General features: G+C 64.7%; 20 protein-coding genes. 8 read left to right on the top strand and 12 right to left on the bottom strand.

Features of this window, described 5'->3' with window-relative positions; translation table 11 throughout:
* The 8 genes from ACYVB7_RS15525 to ACYVB7_RS15490 form a co-directional block, all read right to left on the bottom strand.
* Positions 1-726 (bottom strand): DDE-type integrase/transposase/recombinase (locus ACYVB7_RS15525; protein ID WP_460509312.1); only part of this gene is annotated, 726 nt, incomplete at its 3' end.
* Positions 727-752: 26 nt separating this feature from the next.
* A complete protein-coding gene (locus ACYVB7_RS15520; protein WP_460509311.1) occupies positions 753-1241 on the bottom strand; it encodes a transposase in 489 nt (162 codons plus the stop codon).
* Positions 1242-1404: 163 nt separating this feature from the next.
* Positions 1405-2367 (bottom strand): phosphatidate cytidylyltransferase, encoded by a 963-nt coding sequence (locus ACYVB7_RS15515; RefSeq protein ID WP_460509310.1) that lies wholly within the window; start codon positions 2365-2367, stop codon positions 1405-1407.
* On the bottom strand, positions 2364-3059 hold the full coding sequence (locus tag ACYVB7_RS15510; RefSeq protein ID WP_460509309.1) for a lysophospholipid acyltransferase family protein: 696 nt from the start codon (positions 3057-3059) through the stop codon (positions 2364-2366). The genes ACYVB7_RS15515 and ACYVB7_RS15510 overlap by 4 nt, the downstream gene beginning before the upstream one ends.
* Before the next feature lie 74 nt (positions 3060-3133).
* Entirely contained in the window at positions 3134-3580 is a 447-nt protein-coding gene (locus ACYVB7_RS15505) for a hypothetical protein (RefSeq protein ID WP_460509308.1), read from the bottom strand.
* Positions 3577-4959: a phosphatase PAP2/dual specificity phosphatase family protein gene (locus ACYVB7_RS15500; RefSeq protein WP_460509307.1), complete on the bottom strand. Its 1383-nt coding sequence runs from the start codon at positions 4957-4959 to the stop codon at positions 3577-3579. Before ACYVB7_RS15500 ends, ACYVB7_RS15505 begins: the two co-directional genes overlap by 4 nt.
* Complete coding sequence (locus ACYVB7_RS15495; RefSeq protein ID WP_460509306.1) at positions 4956-6716, bottom strand: bifunctional alpha/beta hydrolase/class I SAM-dependent methyltransferase; 1761 nt, start codon at positions 6714-6716, stop codon at positions 4956-4958. Before ACYVB7_RS15495 ends, ACYVB7_RS15500 begins: the two co-directional genes overlap by 4 nt.
* A gap of 27 nt (positions 6717-6743) precedes the next feature.
* Positions 6744-7349: a CDP-alcohol phosphatidyltransferase family protein gene (locus ACYVB7_RS15490; protein WP_460509330.1), complete on the bottom strand. Its 606-nt coding sequence runs from the start codon at positions 7347-7349 to the stop codon at positions 6744-6746.
* A 1038-nt stretch (positions 7350-8387) separates the two neighbouring features.
* Here ACYVB7_RS15490 and ACYVB7_RS15485 point away from each other — a divergent pair.
* Entirely contained in the window at positions 8388-9815 is a 1428-nt protein-coding gene (locus tag ACYVB7_RS15485; RefSeq protein ID WP_460509305.1) for a cytochrome P450, read from the top strand.
* A gap of 20 nt (positions 9816-9835) precedes the next feature.
* Here ACYVB7_RS15485 and ACYVB7_RS15480 read toward each other — a convergent pair whose 3' ends face one another.
* Positions 9836-10210, bottom strand: coding sequence for a DUF3307 domain-containing protein (locus tag ACYVB7_RS15480; protein WP_460509304.1), 375 nt, complete (start codon positions 10208-10210; stop codon positions 9836-9838).
* Positions 10211-10270: 60 nt separating this feature from the next.
* Here ACYVB7_RS15480 and ACYVB7_RS15475 point away from each other — a divergent pair, with 60 nt between their 5' ends.
* Genes ACYVB7_RS15475 through ACYVB7_RS15465 form a run of 3 tightly spaced genes read left to right on the top strand, consistent with a single transcriptional unit; the run spans position 10271 to position 11498 of the window.
* Positions 10271-10729: a VOC family protein gene (locus tag ACYVB7_RS15475; RefSeq protein ID WP_460509302.1), complete on the top strand. Its 459-nt coding sequence runs from the start codon at positions 10271-10273 to the stop codon at positions 10727-10729.
* Positions 10726-11211, top strand: a complete 486-nt coding sequence (locus ACYVB7_RS15470; RefSeq protein ID WP_460509301.1) for a GNAT family N-acetyltransferase — start codon at positions 10726-10728, stop codon at positions 11209-11211. The genes ACYVB7_RS15475 and ACYVB7_RS15470 overlap by 4 nt, the downstream gene beginning before the upstream one ends.
* Positions 11199-11498: an antibiotic biosynthesis monooxygenase family protein gene (locus ACYVB7_RS15465; RefSeq protein ID WP_460509300.1), complete on the top strand. Its 300-nt coding sequence runs from the start codon at positions 11199-11201 to the stop codon at positions 11496-11498. The genes ACYVB7_RS15470 and ACYVB7_RS15465 overlap by 13 nt, the downstream gene beginning before the upstream one ends.
* Here ACYVB7_RS15465 and ACYVB7_RS15460 read toward each other — a convergent pair.
* Genes ACYVB7_RS15460 through ACYVB7_RS15450 form a run of 3 tightly spaced genes read right to left on the bottom strand, consistent with a single transcriptional unit; the run spans position 11464 to position 15538 of the window.
* Positions 11464-12639: a hypothetical protein gene (locus ACYVB7_RS15460; protein WP_460509299.1), complete on the bottom strand. Its 1176-nt coding sequence runs from the start codon at positions 12637-12639 to the stop codon at positions 11464-11466. The two genes, ACYVB7_RS15465 and ACYVB7_RS15460, sit on opposite strands and share 35 nt — an antisense overlap.
* Before the next feature lie 20 nt (positions 12640-12659).
* On the bottom strand, positions 12660-13877 hold the full coding sequence (locus ACYVB7_RS15455) for a type II toxin-antitoxin system HipA family toxin (protein WP_460509297.1): 1218 nt from the start codon (positions 13875-13877) through the stop codon (positions 12660-12662).
* A complete protein-coding gene (locus ACYVB7_RS15450; RefSeq protein WP_460509296.1) occupies positions 13874-15538 on the bottom strand; it encodes a GmrSD restriction endonuclease domain-containing protein in 1665 nt (554 codons plus the stop codon). The genes ACYVB7_RS15455 and ACYVB7_RS15450 overlap by 4 nt, the downstream gene beginning before the upstream one ends.
* A gap of 66 nt (positions 15539-15604) precedes the next feature.
* Between ACYVB7_RS15450 and radA the strand changes: the two genes are divergently transcribed.
* The 4 genes from radA to ACYVB7_RS15430 all read left to right on the top strand — a co-directional run bounded on the left by radA (position 15605) and on the right by ACYVB7_RS15430 (position 19222).
* Positions 15605-16993 carry a DNA repair protein RadA gene (gene radA / locus ACYVB7_RS15445; protein WP_460509294.1) on the top strand — a complete coding sequence of 463 codons (1389 nt, stop codon included), beginning with the start codon at positions 15605-15607 and terminating at the stop codon, positions 16991-16993.
* A gap of 5 nt (positions 16994-16998) precedes the next feature.
* Positions 16999-17784, top strand: a complete 786-nt coding sequence (locus ACYVB7_RS15440; protein ID WP_460509329.1) for a metallophosphoesterase family protein — start codon at positions 16999-17001, stop codon at positions 17782-17784.
* Between the two features lie 61 nt (positions 17785-17845).
* Positions 17846-18250, top strand: coding sequence for a glycerate kinase (locus ACYVB7_RS15435; protein WP_460509293.1), 405 nt, complete (start codon positions 17846-17848; stop codon positions 18248-18250).
* A gap of 33 nt (positions 18251-18283) precedes the next feature.
* Positions 18284-19222, top strand: a complete 939-nt coding sequence (locus tag ACYVB7_RS15430; RefSeq protein ID WP_460509292.1) for a branched-chain amino acid aminotransferase — start codon at positions 18284-18286, stop codon at positions 19220-19222.
* Positions 19223-19237: the final 15 nt, after the last annotated feature.

Genomic DNA, 19237 nt, shown 5'->3' with positions numbered 1-19237 from the left:
GAGCGTGCGAAACAACGCTTCGGAATACGGGTTGTCATTGCTCACGCCAGGCCTGCTGAACGATGGCATGACCCCCAGCGCTTGCAGCATGGCCAGCATCGTCGCGCCCTTCATGGGGCTGCCATTGTCCGAGTGCAGGGCCAGTTGATCCTTGCTCACCCCTTGGCTCAGACACGCCTTGCGGATCAATTGCCCGGCATGCTCTGCCGATTCGTTCCAATGCACTTCCCAGCCCACGATCAGGCGGCTGAAGACGTCAAGCACCATGTACAGGCGCAGGAACTGTCCCCGCACCGTGCTGGGCAGGTACGTGATGTCCCAACTCCAAACTTGGTTGGCTGATGTGGCCACCCAGGCTTGCGGCGCAGCCACCTTCTTGGGTGGCTGCGCCTTGCCTCGGTGGTGCTGCTGTCCGCATGCCTTGAGCACTCTGTAAAAGCTCGATTCGGAGGCCAGGTACTGGCCCCGATCGGCCAGACGCGGCACGATTTGTGACGGCGGCAGACTGGCAAATTCAGCGCTGTTGCACACCTGCACCATCGCCTGCTTCTCTTGTTCGCTCAGTGCCTGCGGATGCTGGCGTTGACACGCTGCCTGGGCCCGTTTGTCCACCAAATCGTTGCCCTCTTGGCTCCAGCGACGCACGGTGCGCGCACTGATGCCCACCACCTCGCAGGCTTTGTGTTGGCGCGCTCCTGAGGTCACGGCCTCTTCAATCAGTTTCATGGCCACCTGTTTGAGCTCCAGAGCAATCAGTCTTCCTCTTTGCTGCCCCAGATGGCCTGGACTTTTTTTGACAGCACCAGCAAGGCGGCCGTCTCTGCCAGTGCCTTGTCCTTTCGGGTGAGGTCTTTCTCCAGTTGCCGGATCTTTTGGCGTTGTGCGCTCAGCTCTGCCTTGCTCGATGGCTGCTCGCTGGTGTCCAGGGCTTCGAAGGCCAGTTTCCAGGCCTCAAGTTGCTCCACGTACAGCCCGTGTTCTCGACAGTATTCAGCGCGCTGGGCTTCGTTCATGGCTGCCGTCTGGATGATGGCCGCCAATTTGGCTTTGGAGTCCCAGCCTTCGGGCCTCGATGACTTTGCGGGCACCACGTGTCCTTTGTCTTGAAATTTCTTCTTCCAGTTGTACAAGGCTGGCACTGATACGCCACTGTCTCGGCTGACTTGGGCCACGCTTTGGTTGCTTGGCGGCATCAGCTTTCTGACCAGCTGTTCCTTGTATTGCTCACTGTAGACCGGCATCTCTCCATCTTTCCTGCCCCCTCCAGGGTTCTTCGGGTTTTACACACGGAGCGGTCATCTATCGTGACAGAGGGGGGGGCCGTGGGGCCGTGGGGCCGTGGGGCCCGGAGGGGCTTGTTGGCGAAGCCGAGAAGCGCTGTGATGGGGACCTTCCAGCCGTCGTTCAAGGTACCCACCAATAGCGCACGGCGTGGAAAAACACCGGCGCTGCAAAGATCACAGAGTCGGTACGGTCGAGCATGCCGCCGTGACCTTCGATCATGCTGCCCCAGTCCTTCACCCCACGATCGCGTTTGATGGCCGACATGACCAGACCACCAAAAAACCCCATAAGACAAATCAGCAGCGCCATGCCAGCAGCCTGCAACGGGGTGAATGGCGTGATGCCGTACAAAGCTGCGCCCAACAGAGTGGCACTGGCCACGCCGCCAATCAGGCCTTCCCAGGTTTTGGAGGGAGAAAGCACGGGAGCCACTTTGCGCTTGCCCAGCAACTTGCCCCAGATGTACTGCAGCACGTCGCTACCCTGCACAACGATCACCAGAAAGGCGATGAGCAGCATGTTTTTCCCTTCAAAGCCGATCACCGGCAGCGTGAGCAGGGCCGGAACGTGGCTGATGCAGAACACGCTCACCATCAAACCCCACTGCACCTTAGCGGCGCGCTCCAGAAAGCGCTGGGTGTCCCCTCCTGTGGCAGCCAAGATGGGCAGCAACAAAAAGGCGTAGACGGGAATGAAGATCGAGTACAGACCGTACCACTCAATCCACACCAGGAAATACTGCGTGGGCAGCGCCACGTAGAAGGCTGCCGCCATGGCGGTGTAGTCACCGCGCCGGGTGTAGGCCAAGCTCATGAATTCGCGCAAGGCGTAGAACGAAATCAAGAAGAACAGCACCACAACACCGTTTTTACCGAACAGGAATGCCAGACCAATGGAGCCCACCATGACCCACCAGGCATTGATGCGGGAGATCAGGTTGTCGATCACGGGGTGTGGAGCACCGTAGGCTACGCGCCACTTGAGCACGGCTGCAATGCTTGAGGCAAGCACCAGCACACCGGTCACACCTACAAACAACCACCCCGTTGGCGTAAGGATGTGAAAGAAAACACCTGCGTTCATGCATCCGCCTCGGGTTCGTCTGTTACCTGTGCGGTACACGACGAAGGCAACTCTGCCTCACGGTCATACTCAGGTCGCAGATCTAGCAACGCCTGCCGTGCCCGCTGCAGAAACAGTTTTTTATCTTCTTGCAGCTCCAGCTTCAAGGGCGCACCAAAACGCACGCTGCAAGCCAGCGGTATGGGCAAAAAGGTGCCCTTGGGAAGCACACGTTTCAAATTTTCAATCCACACGGGGACAAATTTGACGTGGCTGAACGATTGACTTAGGTGGTAGATGCCGCTTTTGAGTGGCAGCAAAACAGCATCGCCGGTGTTTCGTGTTCCCTCAGGGAAGATGATGAGCGAGTCACCAGCCTTGAGCGCGGCACTCATTCGAGCTAGCGAATCACCGCTTGTAAGGCAGCCAGTCCGTGTTTCACGCGGAATCATCAGCGCGTTGAACACGTCACTGCCGATGAAGCGCCGCAGTGGTGACCGATTCCAATAATCTTCCCCCGCAACGGGACGGGTGAAATTGCGCAAATCAGCAGGCAAGGTCGCCCACAGCAACACAAAATCGCCATGACTGGAGTGGTTGGCGAAATACACAGTCTGGTCAGCTGATGGCCCCCAGCTGCACCACACAGCACGCACACCTGTAAGTAGGTTCGCGCCGGAGACGATGATCCAACGGACCAGCGCAGCCACCAAGCGGCGCCACTGTGAGGCATGCGGCGGCGTGGGAGGGAGAACGTGCGGGCGCGAGGCGGGAGATACGACAGTAGTCACAAAACCCCTTGACTAAAAATGATCAACAAAGCTGCCGCTGTTTGCAACAGAACCAGAAAGGCGCAGCGGTACAACAGGCTTCGCGTGCCACACAGGCGCTCACTCCAGGTGCGCTCATGCAAGGATTCAGAACGCAAGCCTAGGCGAGTCAGCGCGGCATCCAGAACGGGCAAGCTGGGTATATGCCCATGACCCAACTGATCGAAAAGGCGCTCATCAAGTAGCAGCCGGAATAAGAAATACAACGCCCCCAAACCACACAGCAGCACCAAACCGAACAGACAGGCCACGCCAATAGAGGGCGACCACGCCACACGACAGACAAAAGCCAGCAACGTCAATCCCAGTGACAACGCACCCAAAGCTCGGACACTGGTATGCAATAAAGCCGAGAGCACCAATGCGTCAACCCGCTCCTGCTCGCCGAAAGCCATCCCCTTCATCGGACACCTTCATCAACCGACTGTAAGACTAGGCTTGTCAAGGCCCGCATCCAATCTGCACCCAACACCAGCTGAGGTCTCGCCTGGCGCGTACGGGCCTCAGCCAGTGCCAAATCAGGCGGCCCCAGATACAGCAATTGCCAGGCCACGACCGCAGCAGCACTGCGCGAAAACCCAAGAGCGCAGCACACCCATACAACACCACCCTCACTGGCACGTCGCTGCGCTTGTACCAAACTTGCTGCGCGTTGCAGGTGCGCCGGACTGGGAACCACCAAATCCAGCAAGGGCAGACAACGGCTCACGGGGCGAGCCGCCGCGTTCAAAGGCAATTCGGCGCACAAGCTCACCAGTGCGGGCTGCCCTGCGGCCAGCCATTCGGCATGTCGTGGGCGCCGCCCCAACCAAACCCCTGGAACCACTTCCACCCTGGGTGGCAAAGCACGCGTCCAGACCCAGGCATTGAGCGAGGCTCCCCACAAATAAGGGGCGAACAACCACCGTGCAGACCAATGCATCTGCCCTGAGCGAGCCATGCGAAACCCTCGTGCCCCCAAACCCAGATAGCTCAGACTCACCAAGAACAGCGAAGTCGCCGGCCAAGTCAACCACAGCGCCCCGCCCCCTCTCCACAGTGCCAGCACCAATAGACCGACTGAGCCGAGAAAGTAAAGCAAGACCAACTTAAGCCGCTGACCGTCACGGGTCAACCGCCATGCTGACGGCAGCGCCACCTCACGCTCCAGCGGCCACAGCCACACGCAGAGCAAACCAAGCAACGCACCCGTCGGGATGTCGATGAAATGGTGCTGGTAGGTGGTGAGCACCGAGGCGCAGATGGCGAGCGTCCAGATGTGCAGCAACACCCTTTGCCAAGCATGACGCATCAACGGGCGATACCAGTCCCACAGGATGATCGCCAATGCGATGTGCAATGAAGGAGCCTGGTTGAAAGGCTGATCAAAACCACGCAAAGCGGCAAACAAGAAGCCCGCTGCACCATGGGCCTCTGGCTGCCCAAAACTGAAATGCAGCGGCCACGTCACAAAGCAGGCCACGGCAACAAACTGGGCCGTGAGCAGGCGCGCCGCGTGGCGGTCGATGCGGTGCTTGCTACGGCTCAGGAACAGTGACAGGCCATAAAAGGCGTTGATGGACCAGTAGGGGAAGATCGTCCAGTCCCAGAACGGGATGTGCCGCTCCCAGGCAAACACCACCGACGGCACCTGCCCCGCAGCCCAGCGCTGCATCGCCCACCAGTTGGCCAGACCATATGTCAGGTAGAAAAGCGGCCCCAGCAAAGCCAGCCAGGCGACGGAACGTCGCCACGGCCAGACGCCGGGTGCGCCGCCAATCACGGTGCAACCCTGCGCGTTCATGTGGCCTCGCGCACCGCCAAGGACACGGTGAAGATGCCCCATTCATCAACGCGCTGCGCGATCTTTCTGAAGCCAGCGGCGGCCACGAGCTGATCCATCTCGGCCTGCGTGCGGCGGCGCATCACCCAGGCCTGGCCCTGGCGGTGACTGGTGAGCGCACGTGCGATCATCTCCAGTTGCGGATGCCATGGCTGGCCGGTGTAGACCAGATAGCCGCCCGGCTCGACCGCGTCGGCAACGCCCGCCAGAGAGCGGGCGACCATGGCGTTGTCGGAGAACAGCTCATACAAACCAGACACCGTGACCAGCGTAGGTCGTGGCGTGGCGCTGGCAACCTGGGCACGATCGAACGCATCGGCCTTCTCAAAACGGGCCACGGACTGCATGCCGCGCTGTGCGATCAGCACCTGCCCGTCGCGCACGTTGATGTCGCTGTAGTCGCGCAACAGCACCGAAGCCACCGGAACCGGGCTGCTAGCCACGGCGTCAAGGATGTACCGCCCATGCCCGGCTGCGATGTCCATCAGCCGCACCTCTCTCCCAGCCTCGGCCAAGCGCTGCATGGCCTCGCACAGCAGTTCTTCGACATGCAACTTGCGCTGGCGGATGCCCTTCCAGCCGATGGAGTCCAGGTAGGCGCGGTCGATCAGGGCACCCACCAGCGGCACACCCTTGGCTTGGTTGCGGTACACGTAGTCCAGCGTACTTCCGGAATCGAAACCGGTGACATGCCCCAGGCGAACGCCATCGGACAACAAGCCACCCAGCTTGAGACCAGCACGCGTAGCAGCCCAGTACAGGCCGCGCGGAGACAGGAGCGGGAGCGGTTTGGCCAGCGCACGTGCTTCGTCTGCCGTGGCTCCGTGCTGGTCGGCCTGCTGCAGGTTGACGGGAGCGACTGGGGCATCGAACTGCTTGAGCAGAAAGCCGCGCAAAGCCTGCAAAGCGCTGGCACGGTCGCGCTCACCCAGGGTGTCGTGGAAGAATCCCGGCAACTCCAGCTTTTCTTTCACCGCACTGCCCAGGCGCTCGAAGAACTGGTGCTGAGGTTTGTGATGCACCACCCAGTCGGCACCCGAGATGAGCAATTGCGTAGGAGCCACAATGGCCTGTGCATCGGTCACCACGCGCTCGGCCGCGGCGTACAGGTCCAGCAGGACATTGACCGCAATCGGGCGCGAGATCAGCGGATCGGTGTTGTAGCTGGCAATGCGCTCGGGGTCGTGGGTGAGAAACTTGGCCTTCACATAGCTGTTCACGAAGAACAGCCCGCGCAGCTTGTGCATCAAGGCCAGCCCGGCGCGCGCGAATGGCACGTACAGCTTCACCTTGAACGCGGGCGAAGCGAGTGTCATGCCGCGTATGGCGGGAGCGTAGTCATGCACCCAGGTGGACACCAGCACCGCACCCACGCTTTGCGCGATGACGTATTGCTCGGTGACGGCCACACCGTGTTCGGAGGCGATGTGATCCACAAAGGTCTGAACGTCACGCACCGAGGTAGCGAAGCTGGGGCTGTGACCACGCTGGCCTGGGGACCGGCCATGGCCGCGGGCATCCCACGCGAAGAAGTCAAACTCCGGCAGGTTCAATTCATCCACGAGGTGGGCCATGCGCGCGCCATGCTCATGCCCCCTATGAAACAGCAGAACCGCGCCGCGCCGCTTGGCTGCCGTGGCCGACCAGTGTCGGTAAAACAACGAAACCCCGTCATGGGTAGAGAAATGGCGCTCTTGCGCCTGTCGTGTGCTGTTCATAAGCTCCCTTTTTTGTGGTTGGAAAAACTAGGCAGAACGCTCGGCCAACGCCGAACGAACGCGGCGCACGGTGGTGAGCGCGATGAGAAACGCCAGCAAGGGCATCAACCAAGCCGTCCAGGTCGGCATGGGCAGTTCCAGCGCGAGTGCCAGGCCCAGCGCACCAAACACAAAGGCCCGGTCGCTTTTGCCCATGGGGCCGTCATAACGGCGGCTGGCCCCCACGGTTGTGCCCAGCGCGCCCGCGAACTCGGACAACCCGGCCAGCACGATCACGAGCCCAAGCCAGAAGGGGTTGCTCGGCAACACCAACGCAAAGGGCAGGTACAGCGCGGCATCGGACACCACATCGGTCAGCTCATTGAGGAAGGCACCCAGCGGCGTCTGCTGCCCGTGTTCACGCGCCAACATGCCATCAATGGCGTTGAAGGCCATGCGAACGAACATCCACAGAGGAACGAGCGCAAAGGACAACGGCGAAGGTTGCAAAAAAAACAATCCGAAACCCAGTGCAACCGAGATCACACATGCCAGCACGGTGACCTGATTGGCCGTCACCCCAAAGCCATGCAAGCGCAGCACGACTGGTCGGAGAAAATTTTGAAATGCTGGTTTTAATTGATAAATCGACACACAAGTCCCCCCTCTGCAGCGGCGGCCGTTATACATGAAGGCTGCCCCCGCTGCGACGGCCAGCCCTCGGGCAAAGTCGGATTGCCTCTCAAAAGAGGACACGATTGAACTTTGAACCTGGCTTTGAGGCATGACTCCGTCTTGGTCAGACTTCGTTCAGGCAAACATGGACGAACTTGCCAAGTTAGACGTCTGCGTTGGAAAAGTGGCTTCACCCCGCATCACCCCCGCCATGCTTCCTGCCATCCGTTCCCAGACAGCATGCATTGCGCCCTGCGCAGAGTCATTCGCGTTGTTCAAATCAACCTCCCGTTACCGCAGTCACCACGCTTGCACATTCGGCGGTGCAGTTCTTGCGGCTGGGGCACTGTAAAGGCTGAAACGGCCCGTGAGCCGGGACAAGCGGCCCTCCCGCCCCAAGAACATCAAGCCAAAATTGCCTCCAGCGCTTGTTCTGAAAGCGTATGCCGCTATCAAAACAGGACGCCCTAGCGCCCCACGCTGTGTGCGCAAAACCACAGCCCTGCGTTGTCCCCCGCCAGCGCATGGCCCACGCAGCGTCCACGCCTTGAGGCCCTGATACTCCCAATTCAATAGCTGATCACGCTTTCACAAAAAGCGCTAGGGCCATATTTTCCTTGAAACCACCACACCGCCGGAGCGCAACGCGCTGGGCCGGGGCCGTGGGGCCTGGGGGCCCGGTGGGGCTTGTTGGCGCAGCCCGCTTCCACCTCTGACTTGCGGCGGCTGTTTGAGCGGAGTTTTGCCCAAGGGCAAAACGCAGCGAGTTCCGCCGCACCGGCCCCATGGCCTGAACCGCCGCAGGGCCGCTCCCAAGGCGGTGAACGCCTCCTTGGGGGGCAGCGACCGCAGGGAGCGTGGGGGCAGTCATTTCGGGAGGGCACCCCGAAGGGGCCAGCCATCAAGCCCCACCGGGTCCCCAGGCCCCACGGCCCCGGCCCAGCGCCCAACCCCCGCAACCCACAAGGTGTCGAAAACGTTCAAGACACAAAACCTGCCAATCAGCACCATGCCCGCATGAACACAGCACCCCTCCCCCCCGGCCCAAGAAGCAAGTTCTGGGGCCTGCCCCTCCTGCGCCAAATGCGTCGCGACTACCTGGGCTTTGTGGAGCGCATGCACCGCGAGCATGGCGACCTTGCCGTGATGCAACTGGGCCACGAGCAGGTGTGGGACCTGATGTCGCCCGAGCTGGCGCGCGAGGCGCTGGTGAACCACGCGGACCACCTCATCCGCTGGGAGCGCGGCATTGAGGTGTTTGCCGAGGCGTTCGGCCAGAGCGTGCTCATCACCGAAGGGGCGCTGTGGCAGCGCCAGCGCCGCATGCTGATGCCCGCCTTCACGCCCAAGCGCGTGGCCGGTTACGCCACGCTGATGACCAACGCCGCCCGCACCGCGCTCGACGCCGCCGTGCCCCCCGGCCAGCCCGAGGCCCTGGTGCCCGTGGACGCGCTGTGGACCGGCGTGGCCATGGACGTGATCCTGCACACGCTGTTCGGCGTGTCGGCCCAGGCCGATGCGGCGCTGGCGGCCCGCGCCACCCAGACCCTGTCGGCGGTGGCCTATGCCGAGATGTTCTGGCCCGTGGGCGTGCCGCCGTGGCTGGCCCGCTGGCTGCCGCTGCCGCACTTCCGGGCCAAGCGCCGGGCCATGGCGGATTTGCGGGGCTTGATCGAGCGCCACATTGCCGCCAGACACCCCCAGCCTGACGCCCAGCCCGGCGCCCACACCGATGCCGCGGGCGACGACCTGCTGGCCCGCCTGCTGGCGCTGCGCGACGAGGACACGGGGCAGGCCCTGTCGACCCAGGAGGTGTTTGACCAGTGCATGGTCAGCTTCCAGGCGGGGCACGAAACCTCGGCCACCACCCTGCTGTGGTGGACCTGGCTGATGGCCCGCCACCCCGAGGCCACGCAACGCGCCCAGGCCGAGGTGGACCAGGTGCTGCAAGGCCGCACGCCCACCGCTGAAGACCTGCCCGCCCTGCCCTGGCTGACCGCCACGCTGAAGGAGGCGCTGCGCCTGTACCCGCCCATTGCCGCGCTGATGAACCGGCGCACCACCGCCCCCATTCAACTGGGCCGGTGGACGGTGCCCGCGGGGGCCATGCTGCGCATCACGCCCTGGGTGATCCACCGCGACCCGCGCTGGTTTGTGTTGCCCGACGCTTTTCGTCCCCAGCGTTTTGTGGACGCGGCAGAGGCCGAGGCCATGCCCCGTGGCGCGTGGATGCCCTTTGGCACCGGCCCACGGGTGTGCATTGGCCAGCACTTTGCGATGCTGGAAATCACCCTGCTGGGGGCCATGCTGTTGCAGCGTTTCACCCCAGCGCTGCCGCAGCCCGCGCCCGCCTGCACCCCCACGCTGAACGTGACGCTGCGCCCGCAAGAGCCGCTGGCCTTGCGGCTGGTGCGGCGGGCGGAAACAGGGACGACAGGGGCGTGAGCAGCGTCAGCGGCGGCGCATCAGAGCCAGCGCAGCGCGGCGTAGTTGATGCTGAGGTGCATCACGTTGTCGGTGATGACCTTGAGCCAGAACGCCTTCCACGGCTCCACCGTCGGTGGATAGCCGGTGGTTTGGCAGTCGGCCCATTTCAGGCTGGGCTGGGTGAGCCAGTTCTTGGCAAACGTGAGGTGGCGGGCCAGGCTGTAGCGGTCGATCACCGCATGCGTGCCCCAAATGGTGAGCCACGCCGCCCACGAGGGCGACAGCAGCCAGAAGGGCAAGGCGTACACCGTGGCATGCACCAGCGCCGCGCCCAGGTGCTGGAGCTTGCGGCGGGCCATCCACTCGGTCTGGGTAATGTAGTCGCCAATGGCGTGAAGCAGCAGCTGTTCCATGGGTCAAAACCGTCAACGGCAGAATGGGGGCATTACATCACTGCCCACCCCGGAGCGCCCATGCCTGAAGTGATCGGCATCGACCACATCTACCTCACCGTCAGCGACCTGGCCCGCGCCGAGGCGTTCTACACCGCGGTGCTGCAAGGCGTGCTGGGCTACCGCAGCAACCGCTTCACGCTGGCGGGCGACCCGCATGTGCAGTTCTACAACCGGCACCACGGCATCGTGCTGCGCCCGGCTCGGCCCGACACGCCGCAGCAGCCGCACAACCCGTATTCCCCCGGCCTGCACCACCTGTGCCTGCGGGTGAACAGCGCCAGCGACGTGGCCGACACCGCCCGCGCCCTTCAGGCCGCAGGCATTGCCGCCACCGACGCCCGCCTGTACCCCGAGTACGCCCCCGACTACTGCGCCACCTTCTTCACCGACCCCGATGGCCTGCGCCTGGAAGTGGCCAACTACCGCGCCGAACGGCGCGAGCGGCACGACCATTGGGACACCCTGCCCCCCACATGAACGCCTTCACCCTCCGCCTGGCCGCCTACCCGGCCGACACCGCCCCGCTGCTGGACCTGATCCGCGAGTACCTGACCTGGCTGAACGTGGACCTGTGCGGGCGCGGCCTGGAGAAGGAACTGCCGCAGTTTGAAACGCTGTTCAGCCCGCCGTCGGGCCTGTTTGTGTTGGCGCATGTGGGCACCGAACTGGCCGGTTGCGCTGGCCTGCTGGTGCACCATGGCCACACCGCCGAACTCAAGCGGGTGTACGTGCGCCCCGCCCACCGGGGCCTGGGCTTGGGCGAGGCCATGCTGCGGCGGCTGATGGAACTGGCCCCCACGCTGGCGGTGGACCACCTGATCCTGGACGCCGTGGCCCCCACCACCCACGCCCAGGCGCTGTACCGCCGCATGGGGTTCACCGAAACCCCGCCCTACTACGACAACGCCGCGCCCGACACCCGTTTTTTTGAACTCCACCTGCCGCCATGTACGTTGTGATCTTCCGGGCCACGGCCCGCGCCCTGGACCCCGAATACAGCGCCACCGCCGCCCGCTTGCGGCAGATGGCGCTGCAAGAGTTTGGCTGCCTGGACTTTGTCGCCGTGACCGAAGGCAGCCAGGAGGTGGCGCTGTCGTACTGGCCGGACGAGGCCAGCATCCGCGCCTGGAAACAGCAGGCCGACCACCTGATGGCCCAGCAGCTGGGCCGCGAACGCTGGTACAGCGGTTACACGGTGGAGGTGGCGGAAATCAAGCGGCGTTACCAGGCCCCGGCCAGCGCGTGAGGCGCTTGAGCCCACCGGGCCGCGCCAGCGCCTCGCGTTCGGCCTGAAGGCGGTCGATCTCGGCCTTCAGCCGCGCCCTGTGGCCGTCCCGTTGCGCCTGAAGGGTTTCAGCGTTGAGCCCCTGCCCCTGCGGCACCTCGAACTCCTGCAGCAGGCTTTGCTGGGTGCGGGCGCGTTCGCGCTCCAGGTCGGCCACCTGGGCTTTGAGCAGCAGGGTGAGGGCCTGGCACTTGTCGTCAGGCAGGGGGGCCTGGGCGTCGGCCCCGTCCAGCGCGGCGCGGCGTTGCAGGTCTTGCAGCGCCAGGTAGTCCTTGCGGGCGTAGGCGGCGTTGGCCTCGCTCATCAGCGCGGTCTTGCGCTGGCGGGCGTCGGGGTCGGGCTCACGGTCGGGGTGCAGGGCGCTGGCCAGCTGGCGGTACAGGCTGCGCAGGCTGGCGTGGGCGTCGTCTTGCAGGCTGGCCAACAGCGGGAGCGCTGCGGGCGCCGGGGGCGAGGTGTGGCCCTGGGCGTCCCGCGTGGCTTGGCGTTTGGCGTCCCTTTTGGCTTCCTTTTTGGCATCGCGTTTGGCCTCGCGCTGGCTCTGGCGTTCGGCGGTGCGGGCGGCCTTGTCGTCGTTGGCCTGTTGCAGGCGGGCGCGGGCGGCGTGCATCAGCTCGTGCCAGCTGGGAGTGGCCTGCCCGGGCAGCAGGGGTTCGCCCAGCCAGGCCTCCAGCTGCTGCCGGGCGGCCTGCACGCGGTCTTGCTCCAGCTGGGCCAGGGTGCGGGGGCTGTGGCGGTCGTGCACCGCCGCCATGTCGGCGTGGCCGCGCTGCACCAACTCCCGCGCCAGCTGCACCAGCACCCGCTGGCCGGCCTGGCGCTGGGGGGCGCTGAGGTCGTCGGCCTGGGGCAGGCGCGGGTCCAGCCACAGCACCAGGTCTTTCATCAGCGCCAGGCGTTGCTGGTCCAGCGGAAACACCTGCTGCACCAGCGCCTGGCGGTGGGCGGTGGCCAGCGCGTCCATCTCGGCCATCTGGCTTTTGAGCTTGGCAATGCGCGCCAGTTGGAACTGGTAGGCCTTGGCGGCGGGGGAGGGGGTGTCCGGCGCGTCAGGAACCAACAACTGGCCCGCATGCGCCTTCATGTGCTGTGGATGACTCACCCCAAGACTCCGGCTGCGAGTCAAGCGGCAGACAGCACAGGCACTTGCGCCATGTGTCGCGTCAACCGGCTTTGTGCGTCCGCGTCAAACCCGAAGTCGGTGGCCTGGGTGCTCCACGCGTGGCGGGTGACGCTCACGGCTTCTTGCACCCAGTGGGTCAGCAACACGTCGTCCACACCAATGCGCAGGGCCAGCCGTCGGAAGGTGTCCATGCGAACGTCGGCCCATTGCTTGGACTTGCCGAAATTCAGCGCCAGCCGGTCATCGTGGTACTGGATGGTGGACACCAGGTCATAGGCGGGCGACAACCGAGCGTGCACGCCCGAGGGGTACAGCAGGGACCAGTTCTTCAGGTGGGCATCGCCATTGCCACTGGCCAGCATGAACACCAGACGGCGGACCATCTCCCGCAAGCCCTCTTGGCCCGTCATCACCCACACCATGTTGACCAGGGTTTCGCAGTTGCACTTGTCGTACTTCTGGCCGGGGTAGAGGCCCAGCACCTGCGCAAAGTCTTCCATGTGCACGCGGCCACCGGAGGGCTGGCGGTCAAAGCGGCGGATGGCAAACGCCACCGTCTCCGAGGGCGGCCAAGGTTTGGCGGGCAGGCCGGTGACTTCTGACAAATCCACCAACCGGATGTCGGGCACCTCCAGGCCGCTGGCGCGCGCCCATTGCATGGTGGCGAATTCGTTTTCGGGCACCTTGGGGTAGCGCGGGTGGGGGAGCTTCAAGATCCAATCGCCCCCCAGGCCAGCCACGGGAATGGTCATCCCCCGGTCTGAGGAGGTGGCGGAGAACTTCAGCTGCTCACCCGCCAGCGAAAAGTGCCACACGTCGCCCTCGGCGGAATCTGGCGGCGCGGGCTCAGCCTGCACATCGGCGGCCAGTGCCTCTGAACCGTCCAACGCCAGTTCCCACACGCGCACGGCCCCCGGCAAATCGCCCCCCGAGCGGGCCAGCAGTTCAAACTCCTGGCTGCCGTGGTGGCGCTCCATCAACTGGCGCAGTCCGCCCTCGGGCAACAGGTTGGAAAACCAGCTGGGCAGCCGGTTGCGTGCATAGCGGGGTTTGCGTCCGTCGTCGTCTTCAAACTGCTGCCCCAGCACCGGGCGGGGGTGCATGTGGCGGTAGGTGTCCAGCAGGCTGAAGCCCGTGCCGCCACGGTCGTCCAGCGTCAACGTGCCCACGGGCACGTCGTGCAACGCCACACGAAGCTGGCGAACGATGCGACTCATGCCAGCGCCTCTTCGTCGTCCACCCACAACGACTGGATGGAGGGCCGATCCGGCGCGTCCCAACGGGCATGGCGGGCCAACACCGCGTTGATGTGGGGCTGCAACACCTTGCTCCGTTCCTCCAGAAAGCCTTGCATGTTGTCGGCCAGAAGCGCCATCTTCGCGTCCGTGGAAATGGCGTGCGACGCCAAGGTCGTTTCATCCGCCTTCAGCAGCAAGCGCTTCAAGCCGCCCGGACGGTTGGGGTGGGCCAGCCGATTGACCACCGACGGCTGAAGTCCCCCCCGAACCCGGTTGGACGACACCACGGGCACAAAGGGCACGTTGTCATGGGCCATGTCTTCATCCAACACCCTTCCAAACGCCAGGGGCTGCCCGGTGGCCAGGTCGCGCGGGTTCAGTTCCAGCAAAGCCAAGGCCTGCATCTTGCTGATGGCGTACCGGAAATGGAACCGGTCCTGCACCGAGGGAAGCGCCACGGCGGGGTGCCCCACCATGGCCAGCATGCGCTGCACCGACCCTTCCTCGTCCCCGGGCTGCACCTGGTCCAGCGCCGTCCGCGCGGTCACCGAGTCGCCCCGGTGCAGTCCGCTCAGGGCCCCTCGCCACAGCCAGCGGGCCAGCAACTCCCGCGACCGCGCCAAGGGTTGCGGGTACAGGTCAAAGAACTTGCCCAAGGTGACCAGGGGCAAGCGGTAGGGCATGAGTTGAAAGTGGGCAATGCCCGCGTCGTTGCGCAGAAAGTCAATCGCCCTCAGCGCGGCTTCTTCGGCCCGCGCAAACAGGGCGGTGGCCTGCGGCTCGTCCAGGCGCAGCGGATCGGACCGCGCACCCTGGATCACATCGGCCCCGTGCAGCACGCGCAGCAGCCGAAGCAGAACGTCTTCATCCACCGGCCCGAAATCCCGCTTCTGGGCCAGCACCTGCGCCAGGTGTTGCAGGGAGGTGCCGGTTTGCCGACCGTTGCGCGTGCCGTGCAAGGCATCAAACACCTCGGCGGCGGTGAGTTGCTTGCCGCGAGAGTTCAGCCGCCCGAAGATTTCCTGCAAGGTTCCTTCGTCGTCACTGCGGACGATGTAGGCCGGGATGTCGTACTCGCGGATGTTTTTGCCCAGTTGCAACGCACGGGCGCGGCGGTCGGTGCTGGGCTCGTGCTCGTACAGCCATTCGAACAAGCGCTCTGAGTCCAGCAGACGGTTCAGGGGCAACCAGCGCGCCGGGTCTTCCTGCCCGACCGCGGCGGGAAACACCAAGGTGGCCTGGTCCAAATCAAAGTACAACTCGAAGTCATCACCCGCATCGTCCGCGGCCAACAAGATGCGTGCCAAGGACACCAAACGCTGCTGCCCATCCACCACCCACAGTGCATCGGTGCGGGCGTTGGACATCAGTTGCAAGGCCCCCCACTCCCACCGGCCCGCGGGGGCCTCGGCCTCCCACAACAACAGGGTGCCGACGGGGTAGCCGCGGTACAGGCTGTCCACCAGCATGCGGGCATCGGTTCGGTCCCACGCCAAACGGCGCTGGAACGACGGAATGCGCAGGCGTCCCTGGCGAATTTCCTGCATCAAGTCTTCGATCTTGAAGGCACGCGCCTGCGGCCGCTGCGCCAGCATGTGGGAGGGCGGTACAGCAAGGGGTGGGCTTGCGACGGGGGGCATGACGGACTCTCCTGGATCGGCAGTGCCGCCGATTATGCGAGGGGGCGTGCCACTTATAGTCGGCCCATGGCCAAGGACAAGACCCTCTACACCTGCACCGAGTGCGGTGGCACCAGCCCCAAGTGGCTGGGCAAATGCCCGCATTGCGGTGCATGGAACACGCTCATCGAGTCGGTGGCCGAAGCGCCCTCCAGCGCCAGCAAGAACCGCTTTGCCGGGCTGGCCGCGGCACAGCCGGTGGCCACGCTGGCCGACATTGACGCCGCTGATTTCGAGCGCCAGCCCACCGGCCTGGATGAGCTGGACCGCGTGCTGGGCGGCGGCATGGTGGAAGGCGGCGTGGTGCTGATTGGCGGTGACCCCGGCATTGGCAAAAGCACGCTGCTGTTGCAGGCGCTGCACCAGTTGAGCCTGGGCGTCAAAACCCTTTACGTCACGGGGGAAGAATCTGGCGCCCAGGTGGCGCTGCGTTCGCGCCGCCTGGGGCTGGAGGGCAGCCGGGTGCGGGTGCTGGCCGAGATTTCGGTGGAAAAGATTCTGGCCACGCTGCAAGCCGAGCAACCGGCGGTGTGTGTGATCGACTCCATCCAGACGGTGTACAGCGAGCAGCTCACCTCGGCCCCCGGCTCGGTGGCGCAGGTGCGCGAGTGCGCGGCCCAGCTCACGCGCACGGCCAAGGCCACGGGGGTGACCATGGTGCTGGTGGGCCACGTCACCAAGGAAGGCGCGCTGGCCGGCCCGCGGGTGCTGGAGCACATGGTGGACACGGTGCTGTATTTCGAGGGCGACACGCACAGCAGCTTCCGGCTGATTCGCGCCATCAAGAACCGCTTTGGCGCGGTGAACGAGATTGGCGTGTTCGCCATGACCGAGCGTGGCCTGAAGGGCGTGACCAACCCCAGCGCCATTTTTTTGAGCCAGCACGCCGAGCCGGTGCCGGGCAGTTGCGTGCTGGTCACGCTGGAGGGCACTCGCCCGCTGCTGGTGGAAATTCAGGCGCTGGTGGACGCGGGCGGCCCCAGCCCGCGCCGCCTGAGCGTGGGCCTGGAGCGCGACCGGCTGGCCATGCTGCTGGCGGTGCTGCACCGCCACGCCGGGGTGGCGTGTATGGACCAGGACGTGTTTGTCAACGCCGTGGGCGGCGTGCGCATCAGCGAACCGGCGGCTGATTTGGCGGTGATGCTGTCCATCACCAGCAGCCTGCGCGGCAAGGCGTTGCCCAAGGGCTTTCTGGCGTTTGGCGAGGTGGGCTTGGCCGGTGAGGTGCGCCCCGCCCCGCGCGGACTGGAGCGGCTGAAGGAGGCCGCCAAGCTGGGCTTCAGCGTGGCGGTGGTGCCCAAGGCCAATGCGCCCAAGAAGGGCCAACTGAAGGACTTTGAGGGCCTGACCATCCACCCGGTGGAGCGCATCGAGGACGCGATGGCCTTGGTGCGGGAATTGCGGGACCTGACATGACACCCTTGCGCATTGCCATCCTTTCCGACATCCATGGCAACTTGCACGCTTTGCAGGCGGTGCTTGCCGACGTGGACGCGCAAGGCGTCAGTCTGATCGTCAACGCAGGCGACAGCCTGTCGGGGCCACTGATGGCCGCCGCCACCGGCGACATGCTGATGACCCGCCGCATCCCCATGATTGCAGGCAACCATGAGCGTCAGCTGCTGAGCACCCCCGTCCACCAACTCGGGGCCAGCGATGCGTGCGCGGCCAACGAAATCTCCGATGCCCACCGAGCGTGGCTGGCCAGTGCCCCCGCGACTTTGTGGCTGACCCCGGAGGTCTTTGTGTGCCATGGCACCCCTCACAGCGACCTCCAGTACTGGCTGGAAACCGTCACACCCGACCACGAGGCGCACGGCGCGCCGGGCGTTCGAGCCGCCACACCATCCGAAGTCCGGAGCCGGCTGGGACAAGGTCTCCACACGGACCGCGCCAGCCTGATCGTGTGCGGTCACACCCATGTGCAACGCGTGGTGACCCTCAAAACCAGCCAAAAGGCCGGGGCCATCACGGTGGTGAATCCGGGCAGCGTGGGCCTGCCCGCTTACGACGACAACCACCCGTTTGTTCACCGCATTGAAGCGGGCAGCCCCCACGCCCGTTACGCATTGGCGCAGCAAACCCCAGTGGGTTGGCAAGTGGACCTTCGGTGTGTGCCCTACGACGTTGAACCCATGGCCCAATTGGCTGAACAGCGGGGGCGGGCTGATTGGGCCACGGCGCTTCGCACCGGCGCCATGGGCTGACACAAAAAATCAAATTTCATAGCTGCTTACGCTTTATTCAAAAGCGATACAGGCCAATTTCATGAGCAATTTTCAATTTCGACGTTGGGCCATTCCGCTGGGGCTGGCCGTGTTGATCGTGCTGGCCTGGCAGTCGCAGGGCTGGGCGGGGGTGGCGCTGGTGGGCGGCGGGGTGCTCATGTGGGGGCTGCTGCATTTCACGCGCATGACCACGGTGCTCCAACGCGCCGCCGACCAGCCCGTGGGCTGGGTGGGCAGCGCGGTGATGCTCAACGCCAAGCTCAAGCGCGGCGTCAACCTGCTGCATGTGCTGGCCCTCACCCGCGCCCTGGGCGAGCGGCTGTCGGCCGAAGGGGCCGAGCCCGAGGTGTACCGCTGGACGGACAACGGCGGCGTGAGCGTGACCTGCACCTTTGCCGCCGGGCGCTTGCAGCACTGGACGCTGGAGCGCCCACCCGGCACCTAAAATCGCCGTTTTCCCTCTTTCCCGACCCACCCCATGACTGCACTCCCCCCCTCCATGGCCGACCGCGACGGCAAGATCTGGATGGACGGCCAGATGGTCGATTGGCGCGACGCCAAGATCCACGTGCTGACCCACACCCTGCACTACGGCTGTGGGGCCTTCGAGGGCGTGCGGGCCTACAAGACGGACCACGGCACCGCCATCTTCCGCCTGCAAGAGCACACCGAGCGCCTGTTCAACAGCGCCAAGATCCTGCGCATGAAGATCCCGTTCACGCAAGATGAAGTGAACGAAGCGCAAAAGGCCGTGGTGCGCGACAACGGGCTGGACAGCGGCTACCTGCGCCCCCTCACCTGGATCGGCTCGCAAAAGCTGGGCGTTTCGCCCAAGGGCAACACCATCCACCTGATGGTGGCGGCCTGGGCCTGGGGCGCCTACCTGGGGGAAGAGGGCATGAAGCGCGGCATCCGCGTCAAGACCAGCAGCTACACCCGCCACCACGTCAACATCACCATGACGCAGGCCAAGGCGGTGAGCAACTACACCAACTCCATCCTGGCCAACATGGAGGCCACCGACGAGGGCTACGACGAGGCCCTGCTGCTCGACAGCGCGGGTTTTGTGTCGGAAGGCGCGGGCGAGAACCTGTTCATCGTGAAAAAAGGCGTGATCTACACCCCCGACCTGTCGGCCGGGGCCCTCAACGGCATCACCCGCAACACGGTGTTCCACATCGCCAAGGACCTGGGGCTGGAGGTCGTGCAAAAGCGCATCACCCGCGACGAGGTCTACATTGCCGACGAAGCCTTCTTCACCGGCACCGCCGCCGAAGTCACGCCCATCCGCGAGCTGGACCGCATCGACATCGGTGCCGGTTGCCGTGGCCCGGTGACCGAACGCATCCAGGCGGCCTTCTTCGACATCGTGCATGGCCGCAACCCCAAGTACGCCCACTGGCTGACCGCCGTCTGACCCCCGTTTGACCCC

The sequence above is a fragment of the Hydrogenophaga soli genome, from assembly GCF_054777695.1.
Note: the sequence above shows the minus strand (reverse complement) of the source record. Positions and strands in the feature narration are given on the sequence as shown.